18 protein-coding genes are annotated in these 20,468 nt (G+C 43.3%); 1 reads left to right on the forward strand and 17 read right to left on the reverse strand.

Translation table 11 applies throughout. The features are described from left to right. Window positions 1-69 precede the first annotated feature (69 nt). From T344_RS0116665 to T344_RS0116740, 16 genes are all read right to left on the reverse strand, one after another. Window positions 70-1,920, reverse strand: a complete 1,851-nt coding sequence (locus tag T344_RS0116665; RefSeq protein WP_027629652.1) for a vWA domain-containing protein — start codon at window positions 1,918-1,920, stop codon at window positions 70-72. Next, window positions 1,917-2,789, reverse strand: coding sequence for a DUF58 domain-containing protein (locus tag T344_RS0116670; protein ID WP_027629653.1), 873 nt, complete (start codon window positions 2,787-2,789; stop codon window positions 1,917-1,919). Before T344_RS0116670 ends, T344_RS0116665 begins: the two co-directional genes overlap by 4 nt. Window positions 2,790-2,797: 8 nt before the next feature. Further along, the gene (locus T344_RS0116675) at window positions 2,798-3,787 is read right to left on the reverse strand and encodes an AAA family ATPase (RefSeq protein ID WP_027629654.1); all 990 of its coding nucleotides are present in this window, start codon (window positions 3,785-3,787) and stop codon (window positions 2,798-2,800) included. A 23-nt stretch (window positions 3,788-3,810) separates the two neighbouring features. Next, window positions 3,811-5,415, reverse strand: a complete 1,605-nt coding sequence (locus T344_RS0116680; protein WP_027629655.1) for a hypothetical protein — start codon at window positions 5,413-5,415, stop codon at window positions 3,811-3,813. Further along, window positions 5,412-6,308: an ABC transporter permease gene (locus tag T344_RS28505; protein WP_004625311.1), complete on the reverse strand. Its 897-nt coding sequence runs from the start codon at window positions 6,306-6,308 to the stop codon at window positions 5,412-5,414. Before T344_RS28505 ends, T344_RS0116680 begins: the two co-directional genes overlap by 4 nt. Further along, the gene (locus tag T344_RS0116690) at window positions 6,305-7,240 is read right to left on the reverse strand and encodes an ABC transporter ATP-binding protein (protein ID WP_027629656.1); all 936 of its coding nucleotides are present in this window, start codon (window positions 7,238-7,240) and stop codon (window positions 6,305-6,307) included. The genes T344_RS28505 and T344_RS0116690 overlap by 4 nt, the downstream gene beginning before the upstream one ends. Next, window positions 7,240-9,624: a hypothetical protein gene (locus tag T344_RS0116695; protein WP_154669451.1), complete on the reverse strand. Its 2,385-nt coding sequence runs from the start codon at window positions 9,622-9,624 to the stop codon at window positions 7,240-7,242. The genes T344_RS0116690 and T344_RS0116695 overlap by 1 nt, the downstream gene beginning before the upstream one ends. Window positions 9,625-9,741: 117 nt before the next feature. After that, window positions 9,742-10,341: a thiamine phosphate synthase gene (locus T344_RS0116700; protein ID WP_027629658.1), complete on the reverse strand. Its 600-nt coding sequence runs from the start codon at window positions 10,339-10,341 to the stop codon at window positions 9,742-9,744. An 8-nt stretch (window positions 10,342-10,349) separates the two neighbouring features. Beyond that, window positions 10,350-11,498, reverse strand: a complete 1,149-nt coding sequence (gene thiH, locus T344_RS0116705; RefSeq protein ID WP_027629659.1) for a 2-iminoacetate synthase ThiH — start codon at window positions 11,496-11,498, stop codon at window positions 10,350-10,352. An 11-nt stretch (window positions 11,499-11,509) separates the two neighbouring features. Then, window positions 11,510-12,277, reverse strand: coding sequence for a thiazole synthase (locus tag T344_RS0116710; RefSeq protein ID WP_027629660.1), 768 nt, complete (start codon window positions 12,275-12,277; stop codon window positions 11,510-11,512). Window positions 12,278-12,387: 110 nt separating this feature from the next. After that, window positions 12,388-13,191, reverse strand: a complete 804-nt coding sequence (gene thiF, locus T344_RS0116715; protein ID WP_027629661.1) for a sulfur carrier protein ThiS adenylyltransferase ThiF — start codon at window positions 13,189-13,191, stop codon at window positions 12,388-12,390. 2 nt (window positions 13,192-13,193) lie between these two features. Then, on the reverse strand, window positions 13,194-13,388 hold the full coding sequence (thiS, locus tag T344_RS0116720; RefSeq protein ID WP_027629662.1) for a sulfur carrier protein ThiS: 195 nt from the start codon (window positions 13,386-13,388) through the stop codon (window positions 13,194-13,196). A gap of 453 nt (window positions 13,389-13,841) precedes the next feature. Then, window positions 13,842-15,506: a hypothetical protein gene (locus T344_RS28510; protein WP_051571969.1), complete on the reverse strand. Its 1,665-nt coding sequence runs from the start codon at window positions 15,504-15,506 to the stop codon at window positions 13,842-13,844. A gap of 1 nt (window position 15,507) precedes the next feature. Next, window positions 15,508-16,284, reverse strand: a complete 777-nt coding sequence (locus tag T344_RS0116730) for an ABC transporter ATP-binding protein (RefSeq protein WP_027629663.1) — start codon at window positions 16,282-16,284, stop codon at window positions 15,508-15,510. A 112-nt stretch (window positions 16,285-16,396) separates the two neighbouring features. Then, window positions 16,397-16,855, reverse strand: coding sequence for a threonine/serine exporter family protein (locus tag T344_RS0116735; protein WP_027629664.1), 459 nt, complete (start codon window positions 16,853-16,855; stop codon window positions 16,397-16,399). A 54-nt stretch (window positions 16,856-16,909) separates the two neighbouring features. Continuing rightward, complete coding sequence (locus T344_RS0116740) at window positions 16,910-17,665, reverse strand: threonine/serine exporter family protein (RefSeq protein WP_027629665.1); 756 nt, start codon at window positions 17,663-17,665, stop codon at window positions 16,910-16,912. Between the two features lie 326 nt (window positions 17,666-17,991). Between T344_RS0116740 and T344_RS31035 the strand changes: the two genes are divergently transcribed. Then, window positions 17,992-18,138: a hypothetical protein gene (locus T344_RS31035; RefSeq protein WP_154669452.1), complete on the forward strand. Its 147-nt coding sequence runs from the start codon at window positions 17,992-17,994 to the stop codon at window positions 18,136-18,138. A gap of 524 nt (window positions 18,139-18,662) precedes the next feature. Here T344_RS31035 and T344_RS0116750 read toward each other — a convergent pair. Beyond that, window positions 18,663-20,321: a peptidoglycan D,D-transpeptidase FtsI family protein gene (locus tag T344_RS0116750; RefSeq protein ID WP_027629666.1), complete on the reverse strand. Its 1,659-nt coding sequence runs from the start codon at window positions 20,319-20,321 to the stop codon at window positions 18,663-18,665. Window positions 20,322-20,468: the final 147 nt, after the last annotated feature.

A 20,468-nucleotide genomic window follows, 5' to 3' on the forward strand; every position in this document is an offset into this window, starting at 1 on the left:
CAATATTCCCTTCCATATTACTTTTGGAATGACCAAATAATATCTTTCAATTTCTTCAATGGTTATTTCTCAAGTCCGGTACTGCCTTGTGTAGACTACCCATTCCAGAATAATTGCAAGCAGTGCGGCAAATAAAAGTATATTCAGCAAATTTATGCCTCCGCTGTTTTTCAACATACTGCCGGGCTTGCTGCCGGTATTTTCTGTTACGCCATCGGTCTCTTTTCGGTCTTCGGTCTTATTGACTGAATTGTCAATATTTGAGGAACCGCTCTCGGAAACCGGAAAATTCACCGCAATAGATCTCTCTATTTCCTTGTCACCGACTTTTTGTATTATTTCATATATTCCCGTTGAAAAGGTTTTATCATAAGGCTTTACAGGATATTGGGAACCAAGTTCGGTTCTTTCGCCTTCCGGGTCTTTAACGAATATTTTCTCGGCCTCGGGTAAAGGCGTTATGTCTATATCCTCTCCGCTGTTATACTGGTTATTTGCCATGGTATCTCTATCTATCAGATATGAAATCAGGTTGTTTATGAAAATGGGAAACTCCAGAGTCAGCGGGAAATCCGAATTGTGCAGATCAAACCCCAGTACGGCTACCTTCTGCCCCTTAATCTCTCCCGCAAAGGCCGCATTTTTGTCATCTATTTTAATTAACGGGCTGGCCCAATATGGCATTTCAATGGGATTGAATCTTGAAATAACAAAATCGCTGTTGTTCATATATTTGGTAACCGCGTGAGCTGCAACAGAGCCCCTGCCTCCGGTCAACTCTTCTTCAACCTTGAAAAAGGAATTGCTCTGCTGAGGATTTAAAAATAATATATTCCCTTTTTCAGGCAGTTTTCCTTCATAGCCTCCGTCGAATATATACAGATCAAATTCTTCGTTTATTTGCTCATCAGGAAGCGTTTTGAACAATTCTATATCTTTAAGTGTGTTCAGGGCTTTTTCCAGAAATATATTCTGCTGGGTTGAAAGCAGGACTTTTTTTACTTCCTTTTGTTTTGTAACGGAATATATCCTGTTGTCCTCCAAAAGGCCGTCCTCTTTTGACAGCTCTCCGTATATGTACTTATTGTCGTCAGGCACATTGTCAAAATAAACTGTTTTAGTTTCATCTGGCTTCAAAACTTCATTCTTTATGGAGATAAGTTTTTCTTCACCATAAAGGCAGAGCTCGGCATCCGTGCTTTCTGCCCCGTGATTCGTCATCCTTACCATGACCTTTAAACCATTGCCGGTCTTTGTGCCGGCAATATAGTCCAGGCTCACATTGGGCCTCTCGGGACCAAGCTCCACAACTTCACCGTTCAGGTCCTTAATGTCCAGTGGGTGATCAGTGAAATATACCACTTTACAGCTTTCATATTGATCACATATTGCTTTTACAAGGGAATGGGCATCTTCAATACTGCCCGCACTATTAGTGGGTTCTATGTCTTTAAGACTGTTCAGGAGCTCCTTTTTGTCGGTACTTCCGCTGATTTCCACTTTTACGTTTCTGGCAGCCGAAATCAAGGTCATCCTGGTTCCCGGCGACAATGAGTTTATCAGTTCCTCAGCTTTTATCCTGGCCTCATCCAGTTTCTTTCCGCTCCCTCCAAGGGCACTCATGCTGCCGGAATTGTCAACCACCATGACAATATTCTCATAATTGTTGTTTTTCCACCATAAGAAAGGCCTGGCAAGTGCAAAAATGCACAGCAGCAATATGAGCAGCTGCAGAAAAAACAACAGGTTCTTCTTTAGCTTTTGAAAAGGGCTGGTTGCATCCAGCTCCATTATTACCTGATGCCATAAGTACAGGCTCGAAACCTGTCTTTCCTCATAACGCTGCTTTAGTATATACATCAGAACAAAAACAGGGATGAGTGTTAAAAACCACAGTCCATTGGGAGAAATAAGTCTCATAGCAACCCCTCCCTGGCGAAATCTTCAAATACTATTTTTTCCAGGCTGTCAGAGGTGGATATATGAAAAAATACCCCTCCGTATTTTTTTGCCGAAGCCTTAATTCCGGTCTGCAAACCTCTTAACTTTGCCTCATAAGCCTTTAGCAGCTTTGGTGTTATGGTAAGATTCATTTCAGCCTCTGTTTCACTGTCCACAAGCCGGACCTGTCCGCCCAGCCGTGGGTCAAGTTCGTCCTCACACAATACCTGTATCAAAATAATCTGTTGCTTTTTAAAAGCAAGATATTTTATTACCTCGTTAATTGAGCCCGTTGTGAAAAAATCTGAAATGACTACCGAAATCCCTCTGCTTTTCAGCTCTTTTCTTTTTATGCTTTCGGCAAGATTGGTACTCCCCATGAAACTGCCCGACTCAAGAAACTGCAAGGCCTTTTGAAAGGAGCTTTTACCCATATAGGAAGAAGAAGTAACTACGGCACCTTCCTGCAATCTGTTCAAGCACACCCTGTCCAAATTGTTCAGAGCCAGATAAGTCAATATTCCTGTTATTCTCAAAGCCATTGCAGCCTTGCTTTTTTCACCGAAATCCATGGATTTGCTGCAGTCGCAAAAAATATTCAAAAGGGCTTCTCTTTCCTCCATGAAAAGCCTTAGGAACAATTTGTCAAAACGCCCGTAAGCATTCCAGTCAATTCTCCTGAAATCATCTCCCGGCGTGTATTCCCTGAAGTCTGAAAACTCCACCGAGCTGCCTTTTGCCTTTGATTTTCTCCCGCCGGCCGCCCCGTCGGTCAAAGTCATACGGGCCTTTATTGAAATACTCTCCAGTTTTCTGTAAAAATTCTCGTCAAACACCTTTTCCTTCATAGTCATCCTCAAACCTTTGCCGTATCCAATTGACCTGTCAATATTTCCTCTATTATTCCTTCCGGAGTAATTCCATCGGCTACGGCGTCAAAATTCATAAAGAACCTGTGGCGCAGTGCTGACGGGGCCACATATTTGATATCCTCAAAAGACACGTTATACCTGCCTTCCATAACTGCTCTTACCCTGGCAGTTGAAATTATTGCCTGAGCCGCCCTGGGACTTGCCCCGTATCTAATATATTTCCTGGATAGTTCGGGAGCCTTTTCATAATCTGCGTGGGTTGCCAGAACAACTCTTAATGCATATTCCTCAACCAGCTTTGACATGGGTACCTTTTTCAGAATTTCTCTTATTTCAAGAATCCGGTTTCTGTCAATGATTGTTTGCAGCACCGAAGTCTGATTGTTTACAGTAACTCCGATAATACCCTTTAACTCTTCAAGATTGGGATAGGGTACCATCAGCTTGAAAAGGAATCTGTCCAGCTGTGCTTCGGGCAGCGGATAAGTGCCTTCGTTCTCCAGAGGATTCTGTGTTGCCAGAACCATAAAGGGTTCCTCCAACTGGTACGTACTGTTTCCCACAGTGACGGTATGCTCCTGCATGGCTTCCAGCAAAGCCGACTGGGTTTTGGGAGTGGCCCTGTTAATCTCATCGGCCAACACCATATGGGCAAAAACAGGTCCTTTTTGAAATTCAAACTTACTGCTGCCTTTCTCATCCTTCATTATAATATTTGTACCTACCACATCGGCAGGCATCAGATCGGGTGTAAACTGTATCCTTGAAAAAGACAGATCCATTACCTTTGACAGTGTTTTTACAAGCTGGGTTTTACCCAGGCCCGGTGAGCCCTCCAGAAGCACATTTCCACCTGTAAAGACAGCAATCAGCACCTGTCTGATAACATCCTTCTGTCCTATGATGGCTTTTCCGACCTCATTTTCCACAGCCTTTATGGTATCTGCAATACTTAAAATTTCCTTGTCCTCCATAGAACCTCACCTCCATGAGTTTTTCAATCCTGCAGCGAAGCAAAATAATTTTTAATTATATCCTCCATTCCCCCGGGGATGGAGGAATTATCCATGCTCTCCATAGCCCTCTCACTGTATTGGCCGACTACCTGATTATACGGCATCAGCTCCCCTAAAGAGGCATCTGCATTATTTGTTATTGTCGTTTCGGATTTTCCGTTATTATTGCCTTTTCCCGTTATTACCGAGGTCTCTCCCTGCCCGCCCAGTCTGGAGGGAGTAAAAACCTTTTCATATTCTTTCTCCTGTCCGGCAGAAGGAGCTTTGTTTGCAATACCTCCCTGTCCGTAGGGTGTAACCCCTCCATCACCGTTCCCGGTACCGCTGCCCGCACTGCTTCCACCTGCACCCTTACCCTGGCCTGCCCCCTGACCTTGACCGGAACCCTGGCCCGTGCCGCTGCCCTGTCCCTGTGCTTTCCCCTGGCCTTGTCCCTGTGCGGCACCTTGACCCTGACCGGAGTTCTGGCCCTGATTCTGGGCATTGACGGCATTGGGCTGCAAGTCATTCTGGGCCTGCGCCAGAGCGTTGTTCATATTCTTTTGAGAAAGGCTGTCGTTGACTGCTCCATTGAGTTTATCAACACTTTTGTTAACTGCGTTTTCATCTCCGCTGTTCAGAGCGCCGCCCAGGCCATTCAGACTGTCCTTGAGCTCACTGTCCCCAAGGGAATCGGCAGCCTTTGACAGTGTATCCTTAAAATCGTTTTTTTCGGCGGCACTCATAGACTTCAGTTTATTTTTAAGGTTTTCAAATTCCTTCCCGATCTCTTCCTTTTTCTCGGATTTCAAAGCATCTGCCAAAGCCTGGGCTGTCTTGTTCCCTGCTAATTTTTCGGCAAGGTTCTTCAAATCGGCTTCCTTTGTTTTATCAATTTTCTGCTCCAGCTTTTTTGCAAGCTTTTCCAGGGCTTTATCGGCCGCCCTGGTATCCTGGGACTTTTTGAGTTCCTGCTTCAAAGCTTCCAGTTTGTCCAGCAGATCTTTTTTCTGCACTTGGGTAAGCCCGGTATTCTTCTCGACTTCCTTCTCTGCTTTTTCTACCTTCTTTTTCTGCTCCTTTTTATATGCGTTTAATTCATGGGCCTGCCGGGCCTCTTCCAGCAGCGGCTGGGGCAGCAGCACGGTCGCGCCGAAAGCCAGCGTGAGAAATATCACTGCCGCCAGAAGCTTTTTATCTGGCAGCAATTTTATCTTTTCCCTGTAATTAACGGTGTCAAGTTTGCTTACGGTATCCTCCAGCAACAGCTCTTTGTATTCCGAATCTTCCTTTTCCAGCTCCAGAGAAGTTATGATCCTCTCCTGCAGTCCAAAAGAATCAAGCAGTCTGGCTACTGCTTTTTTCTTTGGAAGGAATAAAAAAACACTGAGCAAGGACAGCAGAAAAATGCCCGCACCGGCATATCCCCACAGGACATACACCCTGTATATGGGTATAAGTCTTGAGAGGAGCTCCAGAATAATCCCTGCCGCCAGCGCGGTGCACAGACCTGCCGTCACATTCCGCAGGGTTATGCTTAATATGATTCTGTTACGGGCCTTTCGAAGCACATATGATATTTTTCCGTAAGGCTTGTTTAAATTCATTTTTTACCTCTTCCCAACCATTTCCTTTTAACCGGATTGAGTTTCAAGGCGCTTAAAAACAACAGCACCACCGACAGACCGGCATTGAATATTGCATTAATATGCCACAGATGGAGCTTTCCCTGCTGGACTGTCAAGGTCAAACCCTGAAACACCCTTCCGCCGCCTTCCTGGAACTGATCCATCACCAGAGAGATCAGGGCCACGGCAGGGTTTAAATTAAATACCCAGAAAGTCCCTTCGTATTGACTGTTTGTATAGTTTGGCATGATGACCAGCTGTACATAAAACACCGAGATTAAAATGGTGCCCAGATACAGGAAAACCACAACTGCATAGGTCAAAACATTTGCTGCGGTACTTTTCTTTATGAAAGTCGAAAAGAAAATACCTATACTGCCAAGAGTTACCGCTATAAGGATAAAAAACAGATAAACCTGTAAAAGCTGTACCAGACCTATGCCGCCATATAGAAAAATTATTGAAAACACAGGGATGGAGGATACCAGCAGCAATATGATCTGACTCAGGGATGAAAATAATTTACCTGTAATTATGGACCTATGATTCAAGGTGGTTGACAACAGGATATCCAGCGTCTGCTTTTCTCTTTCACCTGATATGGCCCCGGCGGTAAGTGCGGGAGCTATAAGCGTTATCAAACCGAATTGTGCAGCCACCAGAAAGGCATATGTACCAAATATGGTTGCCTGGGTGGGAGCTCCTATATCGTTGTTCATAGTCAGCTTCATTATAAATATGGTCAGCAGGAGGAGTACAAAATTGTAGGTACCTATTAAGATTGCCGCTTTCCAGCTTCTCATCCTGACCTTGAGTTCTTTAAGCAGTACGGGATTTATTCTGAAATACCTTTTTTGCGTATTGGCGCTCATTGTTCTACCTCCCCTGTTGCAGTAACCTTCATAAATATGTCTTCAAGATTTCCGTCCAATTGGTTAAAGGCCGTTACCGGTATATTATTCTGTATTAACCTGACCAGGAGCGCATTCATGAATACCTCGTCACCGTTGAAGGAGGCTTCAACTTCATTATCGCCCACCGGGTTTATCCCGTCGATGTCGGGATACTCCTGAAGCACCCTTATGGCTTCCTCCAACCTGTCTATTACTTTTATCCGTATGGTTTGGGTATGATAGACCTTTCTGGTGATTTCATCCACAGTGCCGCTCATAACTACCCTGCCCTTTTCTATTATGCCGATGGCTGTACACAGCTCTGCAAGCTCGGGCAAAATATGTGAGCTCACCAATATAGTCTTGCCCATACTCTTCAAGGTTCTCAATATTTCCTTCATTTCAATTCTCGCTCTGGGATCCATACCTGAGGCCGGTTCATCCAGAATCAGCAGCTCCGGATTGTGAACCAGGCTTCTGGCCAGACAAAGCCTCTGCTTCATGCCCCTTGACAGGCTGTCCACATAAAAGTCCTTTTTATCGGTTAAGTCCACCAGCTCGAGAAGGTCCTGACATATCTTTCTGCTGTCGGCACCCTTGATATTGTATATGGATGCATAGAATTCCAGATACTCCATTACCTTCAGGTCATCATAGACCCCGAAGAAGTCAGGCATATAGCCTATTTTGCGTTTCAGCTCCTTTGGCCTGTCAATTACGTCGATCCCATCGGCATATACCTTTCCCGAGGTAGCGTCGAGAAGTCCGCATATGATCCTCATCGTGGTAGTTTTGCCCGCTCCGTTTGGCCCCACAAACCCGAATATTTCACCTTTGGGTATATGAAGGTTCAAGTCATTTACAGCACGGAACTTTCCATAGCTCTTACAGAGATTTTCTATTCTAAGCATTATTTGCTCCTCCCTTTTGCAGACATCTGAGGTACTCCGATTTCCCCGTCGGTAACTTCAACCTTCATTTTTAATGTGTTTCCGGGAGCTAAATAATCCTTTAAACTCTCTCCTTCTACTACTTTATCGGTAACAGCTTCGTAGGTCTCCTTATTTATATTGTAAATACTGTAGCCTGCACCCAAGGACTTGGTCTGCAAGCCGGAGGTATTTATCCCAAATTCCTCTACCAGCATGTTCCTGTCAAGCTTGTAAATCAACTCCGCCGAACCGCTTCCGTAAAATCTGCCGCTTGCCATATCATAATTCAGATTTGACGTATTGATGACTTCAAAAGGTACAAAACCCAGCGGGTATTCCACTTTGCCTTCATCGGTGAACTTCACGTCAACAGGCATGAATAATAAATTTCTTTCATTTTTTTTGGCAGGAGCACCGTTTACAAGCAAGGGCTTATGTATTTGGGTTTTTGAGAAACCGATAAAAGTAATGCCGTTAATTTGCCCGTTTCCATAGTCAGACATTCTTTGAAGAATGTTTCCCTCCTGCCTTAAATCCAAATTTCTCTTCCTGTCTGTCCCTGCTGCACTGGTATTTGGATAGCTCCGGCTAAAGAACACCTCTCCTATCATTACGTGAAAATTACCTTCATGTCTTCCCGGAGTGATGGTATCCAGATTTACAACTGCTCCGCTTTTCAAGCTGTCGATTTTATAATAGCCGTCAGGCATCACAAGCAGACAGTCTGCCAGCTCCAACCCTGTAGAATTTTTAATGGTGCCTGTAATTTTACCGTTCTTTAATTTCAGATTGGTTTCGATTTTCCCGATATCAAGGGAATTTTCCTGTATCTGCAGAATTTTTGTATCCAGCAGACTGCTGTTTTTGTATTCTATCCTTCCGTTTTCACCTGCATAAATTGTTGCTTCAAGGGCCTCTTTTTCAAAAGTCTGGTCGGAATAATAATTATTATTGACCGGAAGCAGCCTTTCACCATTTTGCCCTGAGATTTTTACCCTGGATTTATTTGTATTTAAAATACCGGCATAAGTATCGGCCGAGGCATTTCCATTCTTATCCATACTTATAAATGAAACAATATTCGTAGTTATCTGGCTCAGTCTTGTGCCGCTTCCCGTCACATATATTATTGCGCCGAAAATAATTGCCATAACCGGTACGGTAAGCCACATCAATTCACGTTTGTCAAGCTTCTTCAGAATAAAATAGCTTATAGGGGCGACCACCAAAACATAGACAAGCAAAATGAGATAATAACTTGAGGTTTTTGGTGCGGCCATTTCAGAGAACTGGTTTACCGCCTCCTGCAATGCATATGTATTGTTTCTGAAGGAATTGATGTTATTATTGCCGCTGTTTGCATTTGTACCTGTCAAACCCGGATTGACAAGTTCCAAAACCTTTACCATAAAAGCCGTATTGTTATTCCAGTTTGCAAAAGGTGCCTTTCCCAGGTCAAACGCCAGTATACCAACTACTCCCCTGCCTTTGTCATGAGCCTGTACAAGACTGACATTCCGGTCCTCCAAAACTATGGTGCTGTCCTTGATATTTAAAGGCAGAACCTCCAGCTTTGTTTCATTCCTGTTATCACCGTTTGTGGCCAGCTCATATATTTTTGAAGTTGATATTTCCTGTACATTTCCCTGAGAGCCCTCGATAAAGTCATCTTTAAACACCGAAAGCGTCTTGTTATATTTAGACCCCGTTCCTATGATTAATGTTCCGCCGTTTCTTACCCATTGTTTTAAAATTTCGTATTGCGGCTTACTGAGCCTGGAAGTGTCAAAATCATTGATTACTAAAACATTAAATGCATTTAAAGTAAAAATATCCTCGGGAAAATTCTTCTCGTCAAGCTTTATGGTTTTTGTAACCAGGGAAATCCCTGCGGAAGCAGGAACTGAATTGATATAGGACAAACTGTCAAAATCATCGCTAAGTATACCTATAAAAGTGGTGACATTGTTTGAGGCAACTGTAGTAATGGTATCCTCAAAAATCCGCTCCCCGCCGTCATAAATATTCACTGCATATTTCGTCCTGCTGTCATTGCCTATGGGCACATTTATCGTTATATTTTTTTCAGCGCCTTTTTGAAGGCTGACCGGCTTCACATAGCTCATATATTTGCCGGGCGAACTTGGAACACGTATTTCCACTTCTCCGTTGATGTCCTTGGAATTGTTTTTAATATTTACATTGATTGGTGTAGAGTATCCTATCTTGTACACGTCATTAAAGCCCACATTGATTTTTACGTCAAGCATGCCATTGTTCTGGGCTGCTTTCTCGGCACCAACTCCAAGGAATGTCGAAAAAAATATTACCGCAACCATTAATACTCTGACTATTTTCTTCATTTGAGTCTCACTTTCTGCCTTTGTAACATATTTGTTTATCTTCCCTATTATACCACAGGGCATGTACTGCACAAAGTCACAGACTCTTAACAATTTCTTAACATTTTATGTACTTTTTCAGAGTATCTGATGTTGTTTTGCCGAAAAAAATGAAAGACATGAGGGCTCACGGCAGGTCATAGCCTCGCTCATAACACACACGCCTTTGGCACCGGTTTCAAGGACAGCCTGTACCCGTTCCCGGGTTATTCCGCCGATGGCAAATACCGGAATATCGACCCTGCTGCACACTTCTCTCAAACAGTCCATCCCCCGCGGCGGAAGTCCCTTTTTGCAATCAGTGGGAAATATATGGCCTGCTATGAGGTAACCGGCGCCCAGCTCCCGGGCCTCCACAGCCTCATCTGCCGAGTGTACCGATACACCTGTGCATTTAAACTGCCCCAGCCTGTTCCTATTCAGTCTCAGATCCTCCATTGACAAATGTATAAAGGGAATGTTCAGTTTTGCTGCAATATCGATATTTTTGTTAATTATCAGCTTGACTTTATTTTCTTCGCAGATTGACAGTACCTGTCGTGCCAGCTTTTCATATTCCTGCTGTTCCAGATCCTTTTCCCTCAAAATTATTGCCTCCGGTCCTGTCTCTGCCAACCGGCCAAGCCGTGCCAGAAAGTCATCCCTGCATAGCTTCCTGTTTGTAACCAAAATCAACATACGCTCTCCTATACTCTCACATAATCGGTATATACCGGCTGTAAACCCCTGCCTGCTATCATTTCATGTATTTCACCCACACTGCGGGAGTCGGAGATTTCAAACTGTTCATCACCCTTTTCACGGTTTTTGTGCCCCCCTACTCCCACACTTACCCCTGCTGAAATTTTTGTAGCCGCCAGACCTATTATATGATCCCTGAAGTTGGGCTTTTCTCTTGTAGAAATGGTTATTCCGGCAAAGGGCATTAATAAACGGTAGGCCAGCATGACCTGTAAAAGCTGCCTTTCATGAACCCCGGCAGGATTGCTGCCGGAATTGTTGATATATGGCCTTAGCCGGGGCACCGAAAAGGAGATCTCGGCATGGGGATATTTTTGCTGAAGAAAATATGCGTGCATCCCTGCCGCAAAGGCATCCTTTCTAAAGTCGTCCAGCCCCAGCAAGGCGCCTATTCCAACGCCCCTCATTCCGCCCAGCAAGGCTCTTTCCTGCGCGTTGAAACGGTACGGGAATATCCTTTTTGGTCCTCTCAAATGCACCTGTCCATACTTATCAATATTATAGGTTTCCTGATAGACCGAAACAAAATCCGCCCCGCATTTATTCAGGTAGGCATATTCCTCCGAGTTCAGAGGGTATATTTCAATGCCGACAGTGGAAAAGCGGCGGGCAGCTCGCTTGACGGCTTCCCCTATATATTCCACACCCGAGGCATTACGGGCTTCTCCCGTTAAAATCAGAATCTCCCTCAGGCCGGTGGCGGCAATGGCCTGAAGCTCTTCTTCCATTTCCTCCATAGACAGCCGGCCACGCTGAATTTTGTTCCTGCAGTTAAAACCGCAGTATACACACTCATTTTCACAATAGTTTGAGATGTACAGCGGCGTAAATAAACAAACCGAATTCCCAAAGTGCTTTCTTGTCTCAAGCAATGCCTTGCGTGCCATTTCTTCGAGATACGGCACTGCGGCAGGAGATAAGACAGCCCCATAATCGTCAGGTGTCAACAGCTCTTTGCCTAAGGCTCTTTCCACATCCTTGCCGGCATATTTGCCGTATTCATAGCTGCCGGCCAGCGAAAGCACCCTGTTCATAATATCCGGACTGACAGCCTCCATGCCGTCAAGATAATTCATATGTTCCATATACTCCATATCAGCCATATCTAATCCTCCAAAAAGCCTGTCAAAGGGCTTGACGCTTCGGCACTGTATTCCAGAACCCTTCCCGGGCAGGCCAGATATGCGCCACGCCCGGCCTGTATAGCCAGCTTGAAGGCCCTTGCCATGAGGGCTACATCGCTTGACGTGGCAACGGCGGTATTGCACATGACGGCAGCAGCCCCCATTTCCATGGCCTCACATGCCTGGGACGGCCGCCCGATACCAGCATCCACTATGACTGGCAGATCAATTTCGTCTATGAGGATTTTTATAAAATCCCTGGTGCTCAAGCCCTTGTTGCTGCCTATGGGTGAAGCCAGCGGCATTACCGCAGCAGCTCCCGCATTTGCCAGGTCCCTTGCGGTATTCAGATCGGGATACATGTAGGGCATAACAATGAAGCCCTCCTTTGCCAGCATTTCCGTTGCCCTTACGGTTTCATGGTTATCCGGCAGCAGATACCTGGTATCCCGGATAACCTCCACCTTTACAAAGCTGCCGCAGCCCATCTCGCGTGCAAGGCGCGCAATCCTCACAGCCTCTTCTGCGTTTCTGGCACCCGAAGTATTGGGCAATAATGTGATTCCTTCCGGTATGTAGTCCAGAATATTTTCTTCTCCGCCCACATTGGCCCGGCGAAGGGCAAGAGTTACCATTTCGGCCCCTCCCTGTTCGATTACCGCTTTTACAAGCTCAAGAGAAAACTTTCCCGAGCCCAATATGAACCTTGAATTGAACTCATGTCCTCCAATTATTAATTTATCAGTCATCTTTAAACCTCCTTAACCCTGTTACGGCTTTGAGCCGCACAGCGGCCACAAAAAATAAATGAGTTTTTATCCACTCCCATATCCGCCATAAGGCGAACAAAGGAGGCTTTTCAGGCTTCTTCCAGCCCCAGCAATAATCTTAAAACCATATTGGCCTGGTGTCCGGCACAGACCATGACTCTCGGAGCCATTAAACCGCTGCCTGTTCCTGCTCCGTTTTCCAGGTCTCCGCATAAATACAGGCGCTTCATAGGTTTTACAGTTCTTATGAGGTTTGAGCTTTCACAGCCTGCCATACCCGAAGCTGCCACCACCTTAATGTCCGGAAGCTGCTCCAGTGCAGTATTCACAAGGACGGCTTTGGCCTCCGGCCTGTCAAAAGCCTCACACACAATGTCATAGCCTCCAAACAGTTCCCTGACATTGTTTTCGGTAACCCTTACCTCCCTCAGCTCAACTTTTACAAATGGATTTATTTCCTGTATCTGTTTCTTTAAAGCAGCAGTTTTAGGCATTCCCAGGTGGCTGATACTGTAGCTCTGCCTGTTCAGGTTGCTTGGCTCAACCACATCAAAATCTACCAGCAGCAATTGTCCGACTCCGACTCTGGCAAGCATTACAGCTATATTTGAGCCGAGGCCGCCCAGTCCGGCAACAGCAACTTTACCTTTTTTCACCTCGCTGTGTACCCTGGGAGTATGCCTTGCCATCATCATGCTTTCAAGTTCATCTTTCCCGGGCATTACGCCTTTGGTGATAATATTCAAAATATCATTTTCCGAAATTTTGCAGTCCTCTTCAATTTGAAAGCCGTTTAAAATGACAATGTCGTTTGGTTTTCCGTATCTCTCCCGTACCTCAAAGGCCCAACCCGCATCCAGCTCTATTTTCCTGCCGTTCAGTGTTATCCTCATATTCAGCCCCCGCCCACAAATCTGACTACTTCTATTGCAGCCCTGTCATCGACGATGGTATTCTCATATTCTCCCTTTGAGATTATTTGTCCGTTCAATTCCACTGCCACAATTGCAGGATTGTAACCCCGGGCCTTTAAAAATTCATCAAGGGTCTGGCTTTTATCAAGTTTGTGATCTGTTCCGTTTAGTTTCATTGCAACCTCCCAGTAATTAACGATTATGCCGGTAATTAATATGTCTTCAGCTTAATAGCTGTACAGACCTCAAAGAATAGCTTCAAGTCAATTCCACACCATCAATAGTGCTTTCGTCCGGTATCCAGCATGGATTGCCCACGAAGCTCTTGCCTGAAATAGTATGGCTTACTCCAAACACATGTTATTGATAATACGTTTTTTTTGAAGCTGTATCCCAATCAGGCAACAGCTATTTATAACTGAAAGCATCCACAAAATTTAACTGGCACAACGAGTTATTTAATGTGTTCTATTAAACAAAAAAGCACAAAACAAGGAACACCCTTTCGGTGGTGTTCCCCATTTTGCGCTTTTTTAATTATTTAAATTTTAAAAGATTTCTATTCCTGTGTCAAGTCGGACTTCCATCCCGGCATCACTTGCTTTTAAAACCAATGAAATAAATTGCAGTCAGGAAGTATATTCCAAATCATTCCAGTCGGTTTTGAAACAATAGTGCCATATGATCATTGTAATTACTGCCGAGACAGCAATGTTGACAGTTACACCAAAGGGAATAAATTTGGCACCAAAGTGGATTAAAGCCAGAAATCCCGATAAAAACAGAAGCGCAAAGCTCAAAGCTGCATTGGTGCCCTGCTTCATGCCCTGGAATTCCTGTGAAAACGGTAAGCTTTTAGCAGCTATTCTGAAAAAGCATATCAGCAGTAAAAGCATATTTATAAACATCAGAATGATATCCGGAATGATACGGGGTCCGTACAACAGCACGCATGCCAGACTCAGAACGGTGATCAGTGGCAAATTGAACTTAAATATAAAAGCTTTCAGAGCACCTCTTAATATAATGGCCGGCTTTTCAACCGGTAAGGCCTTATATATCCATGCCCCCCTGAATTTTTCGCTTTTACTTATGAAGCTGACCGAAATACTTGCCATGGCTATGCCGATGTAAACACAGAGATATGTGTTACTTCCTTTTATTCTAACAAGTCCTTCTGCAAAATTCCCTTTAAACAGGTTCATAAATATAAAAATGAACGGCATTATAAAGGCAAAAACAAGGCTTGGATATAATTGGAGCTTCAGCTTCCTTTCGCTTGAAATCATGTCCCGGGTAAACTTAAAGACAGCCCTTTCCTGCATATCAGGGCAAGCCGCAGCGGAAACAAGTTTTTGCAGTCCGGAGTTCCTTTCCTTTTTTTGATTTTTGCCGCTGCTGTTGTTCAGCTTTTGCAAATTCCTTTCAAAATAAGGAACGATGTATTTTATATAGACTCCAAAGGAAATAACAGGTATTATCACTGCTAAAGCTGCCGAATACATATAAAAACCTGCAAAATCCTTTTCGGCAAGCATATTCAGCGGCGCTGCGAACCAGGTTGTCGGTATCAGGTAGTTCCACCATTTGGGAACAAAATGCACGCTGGTTTCCGAAACATCAAACATTCTGCCTATAAACTGATATGCAATGGTTATAAAGACTGTAAGAGTTATTTGAAAATAATTTATTATGTCCTTCAGCTTCTCACCGTCAAAGAGTCTGAGAATCAGGAAATAAAGTATGGAAGTCAGAAACATTACCAGACCGGAAATCAGAATAATCTCCAGCAGAAAAACCAGAGAAAACAACATGCCGTACTTGAAATAGCACATTACGATAGTAGGGCCTGAAAGCGCCAGGGTTATTCTGACCAAATAATAAAAAACATGAATGGTTTTGGCCAGTTTCAGGGTCTTTTCTTTAACAGGTCTCGGCATCAGTATATTTTTATCTTTAACATCCAGTAAAACAGTTGAAAAATCGGATATCATCGTAGCAAGAATCATAAAAATAATCATGCCAAGAATAATATTCATTTTATAGAAGGTAGAAAATGGGACCCAAACGAAAATTGATATCATCAGTCCCATAAAGCCATACATAAACATGGACAGCAGCGGGATATTCCTGTTTTCAATATTTCTTGTGCCCGACAGTACTGTAGGCACATTTCTGGAGTCCAGAGTCAGCTTTATTTTCAGGATCATTCTCAGCTGCAAATAATCAATATCATTTTTTTTCAAAGCCCCGGCTGTTTTGTCCAGCAGTCTTATCAAAACAAACTCTTTCATTTTATGCTCCTATTATATTTACAAATTCATCGGCCAGCTGCTTATGTTTGTCAAAACCGGTCAGCTGGTTGAAAATATCTTCAAGGCTGCCTTCCTTACTCTGATCCTTAAGCTGGTCAAAGGTTCCGTCGGCAACAATGCTGCCGTTGTTGATAAGAATTATCCTGTCGCTTATCTTTTCAACCACCTCCATTATGTGGGAGGAATAGAATATTGTCTTGCCCTGTCTGGCCAGATGGCTCATGATCTCCTTAAAGACCATAACGCTGTTGGCATCCAGTCCGCTCAGGGGCTCGTCCAGGAATAAAATATCCGGATTGTGAATAAGGCTTGAAATGAGCAGTACCTTCTGCTTCATACCTTTGGAATAGGACGTGATCCTTGAGTCATATACCTGTTCTATACCGAACAGTTCCATCAGCTTATATGCCTTTTTATCGGTCTCCTCATATGCCATGCCGTACAACTGGCCCAAAAAGGTTATGTATTCACGGGCGGTGAGATTGTCGAATATTTCTGCGGTCTCAGGTACATAACCGATTTTTCTTTTATATTCTACACTTCCATTTGATATGTCCTCTCCCATTACCTTTACGACACCTTTATAGCCGGTCAGCAGTCCCAGAAATATCTTTACCGTAGTACTCTTTCCTGCGCCGTTCGGCCCGATATAACCTATTATCTGCCCCTTTGGAACATCAATGCTGATTCCTTTTAAAACCTGTTTTGACCCGTAACTCATATATAGTTCCCGGATTGATATCGCAAGCTCTTCCATTAAATATCCTCCAACTATCCAGCCATACCATTAAAATTTTTAAATTTTCTATTCTCTTTCAGTTTTCCATTATTTTCTAATTATTTCATTATAGTGCATAATATGGCCACTTTCAACTTTTCCCATACAGCCTTATATTTTTCAATTTTGTAAAGAACTTAAATATAGTGGTGGACAGCATTATTCCAAAACCTATGCTTCCGCCTACGGCCAATGCCAGAACCCCTTTGCTCAATGCCTGGGACATATTGTTTTCAGCAATATACCTCAGCGCGGTATACGCCGTAAACCCCGGCACGAGCGGAAATATTCCCGGTATCAGAAACTCAAAGGCCGGGGTTTTAAGCTTTCTCGCCAGTGACTCACTGTAGCAGCCCACAACTACTGCACCAACAAAGGTAGAAGCAATGGCATTTTGAGTGACGTTAAAAACCAGCAGGTACGCAAGCCAGCCCAGAGCACCGCTTAAACCTGCCCAACCTATTTTCTTTCTGTCTATATTAAATAAAACAGCAGGAAATATACTTCCGAAAAACGCAATAACAACCTGTAATAATTGAACGGTTGACATAGATACCTAGCCTCCATCTATCATCCATAACTTTAATTAAGCTGATGAATTTGTTTAAAACCATTTCATAAAAATGGAAAGTGCCGTTACGATTCCCACGCTCATGGCCACTATGATCAGTATAGCTTCTCCCAACTTTGCAAATCCCGAAACATAATCCCCATAAAGCAAATCCTTGATCCCGTTGGTCAGTGCCACTCCGGGCAGGAGAACAATTATTGCGCCTGTTATTACATTATCCTTGTTGATCTGGGGAAAAAACGAACCAATTGCAAGGCTTACCGCTCCTATTATAAAACCTGAAAGATAGTACTCCAGAAATTGAAAGGCGCCTATTTTAGAGATATATTCCAAAAGCAGGTATATTCCAAAGCTTATTAAAAGTGAGACCAACGCATCCAAAATGCCTCCGTTAAAAAATATGGCATATGAAAAAGCCGTCAGTCCTGCCGCCAAAAGCCTGATACCCAGTGAAAAATTGGGCGCATTATATATCTCCCTCAGCTTGTTTTTAGCCTCCTCGTAAGGCAGAGGATTTTCAGCAAGGCCTCTTGAAAAGGAATTTATAAGTTCAACCCTGTAAAGATCAACACGTCTTAGATTAATTCTTTTTACCGAAGTTACAAATTCCCCCTCCTGGTCGGATATTGAAATAAAAATACCTGTGGAGGTGGAAATACATTCGCCGTTAAAACCATAGGAAGAACATATCTTCTTTATTGTCTCCTCCACCCTGTATGCCTCGGCACCGTTACTCAAAAGAATTTCACCGGCAGATGTTGCAATTTCAGCAACTTTTTTAGCTTCCATAAATACACCCGTGTCCGGCATTTCGTACAAAACACAATAAACGAAATGGCATGGGCCGGGTAACCTCCTCTACTCATTTTATAATTTTTTCAGCCTCTTGCCTTAATTTTTAAAATTGTTATAGAACAAATATCAATTATACCATTGGTATGAATTGCTTGACCGACCATATAATTATAACAATTTTACCTTGTGATTAATATCTCCCATTAAATTTATATTTAATTTTGAAGGGAGTATAAAAGGAATTATTAGTTGAATAAAAAAGACAATTCATCAAAATATATTATAAGCAGCTTATAAATATAGCAGAAAGGAGTATTTTTATGAGTCAGAAGGGAAATAAGGAACACAAAAAATCGTCTAAGTCCAATTCTAAAAACAAATCCGAAAAAAATAGAAATCCGGATAATGAAGGTTCGGATTTTAACAACAAAAACAATGTTAAACCCCGCAACCAGCCTTTATTCTAGAAATTGGCAGTGAACAAACGAATAGAAAGCCTGATTTAAGAAACAATATGTACTGTGATACAGAAATGTATCCGTTGGATACTCAGGTATTCATAGGATATTTATGTATCCGCCGGGCAAAGGTTTAGCTGACCAAAAAAGTTGGGAGATGATACCTTTGGACTTCTTTGTTTCTCTATCAATCGCAGTAATTGATAGTAAGGTTTTATGATGTTAATATACTGCAGCAATGTATGTAATTAGCATTATGGGACTTGCAAGTTGTTTTTGATGTCGAGCATTGGGAGATGATGAAGTTGATGGTTTTTAACTTTTTTTCTGCCATACCCGTAATTGAAAATTTCTTGCGTCCGATTAGTGCTCGAGGTACTGCATCTGCTCCAAGAGGGTGGCCGCAGTTAATAAGAGCAGTAACGGATTAATGCAGGGAAAACAAAAGCAGTTCGGTTAGTTTCTTAACCGTTGGTTAAATCATTAGCTAGACAGCAGGGATTCTATTAATCGGAATCCCTGCTTGTCTTTTATTACAGTCCCAGTTTCATAATTTCCGATCCAATTTCTGCAAATATTGGAGCTGCAGCCTCACCGCCGCTCCTTCCGTCTTCGATAAAAACGGCTACCGAATATTTTGGACTTCCTGCCGGGAAATACCCTGCAAACCAAGCCTGGATAATTTTTTCTCCATCGATGTATTGCCCTGTCTCAGCACTTCCGGTTTTTCCTCCTGCTCCGCCGTATCTATCCATATTGGCCTTTTTCCCGGTCCCTTCACTTATGACTCCCTCCATCAGGGCCATTATTCTGTCGGCACTGGCTTTTGAAATCACTCTCTCCTGGGAGGTCTCTCTAAGATCCCTTACTTTGTTTCCGCTGCTGTTGACAACGCTGTCCAGGAGATTAACATTATTTTTAATACCGCCGTTGGCTATGGTTGCGACCATATCAGCAATCTGAACCGGTGTCGCCATAATCTGCCCCTGTCCTATTGACATATTTGCAATGTCACCGGGATTTTGAAGGTCGGCTTTCGTGGGAATTATTCCTCTGGCTTCACCTAGCCCCTGCTTTGTCAAGGTTGTATTTTCACCAAGTCCAAATTTTTTACACATGTTTAAAATAGGGTCGGCACCCAGGTCCAGTGACATATTGATAAAATACGCATTACAGGACTTGGCCAGGGCAGTGTTGATATCAACCGTGCCATGTCCGCCTGTTTCGTATGAGGAGCATTTGAATTCGGTATCGGCTATCTGGATGTATCCCGGGCAGCTGAATACCATATTGTAATCGGGCTGCTGCTCGAAAATAGCTGCCAGGTCCACCAGCTTGAAAACCGAACCGATATTGTATTGTGCCACTGCACGGTTGAACAGCGGCCTTTTATTATTTGAGAGATATTTTTCAATATCATTGGGATCAAAATCCGGTTTGCTGCATATGCCCACAATATCGCCGGTTTTGACATTCTCAACTACAATCGCCCCGGTCAGATTTCTGCTGTCGAGAGCCTTTTCAATAATATCCTGAATGTGATAATCCAGTGTTAATTTTATATCCAGCTTGCTGTTCTTTTTGTCATCCTCTTTAATGATTCTATATCCAAGACCGGTGAGCAAATCATTGCTTCCATCGGTAATGACTGCTATACTGTCCTCCTTACCATAATTGAGCGTTTTTTCAAACAGCTTTTCAAGCCCGTTAATACCCACATTATCAACCTTGTTAAGATAACCAAGCAGATGTTTGGCCTTTGTATCGGTGTTATACCTGCTTAAGGAATTGACAAATGATACCCCTTCTATGTTCATGGAGGTTATAAGAGCCTTTGTCTCCTGATCTATCTCAACTAATATGGGTGTATTTTTCCGCTGGATTTCTTCCATTGTCTTTTCGGGCTCAAGGCCAAGTATGGCACACAGCTGGTTTATAACCTGGGATTGATCCCTGAGCAGCGCCGGTTTAAGCACAGCTGTTATCTTTTGAGTCCTGCCGGTAAATTTGATGCCGTTTTTGTCCAGAAAATCTCCTCTGACACTCTCAATCCGTACATTGTTCACTCTCTGAGCCGATGCCTCTTTAGATAATAGTCCTCCTCCGACTGTCTGAATATAACATAATCTCGTCAGCAAACATGAAAATATAGCTAAAAATACAAATAATATAATTCTTATTCTTCTCAACATAAAAAGCCCCTTTATCCGAAATTATCCAATACATAGAGTGTTTCCAGATAAAGAGGCAAATTATACCACGGGTAAATATTAAAAGACTCTCCTTCCCCGCTCATTACTGAATTTCGATCCACGTTCCTACGAGAGGAACGACCAGCA

This window comes from Ruminiclostridium cellobioparum DSM 1351 = ATCC 15832 (genome assembly GCF_000621505.1).
GTDB classification, from domain to species: Bacteria; Bacillota; Clostridia; order Acetivibrionales; family DSM-1351; genus Ruminiclostridium; species Ruminiclostridium cellobioparum.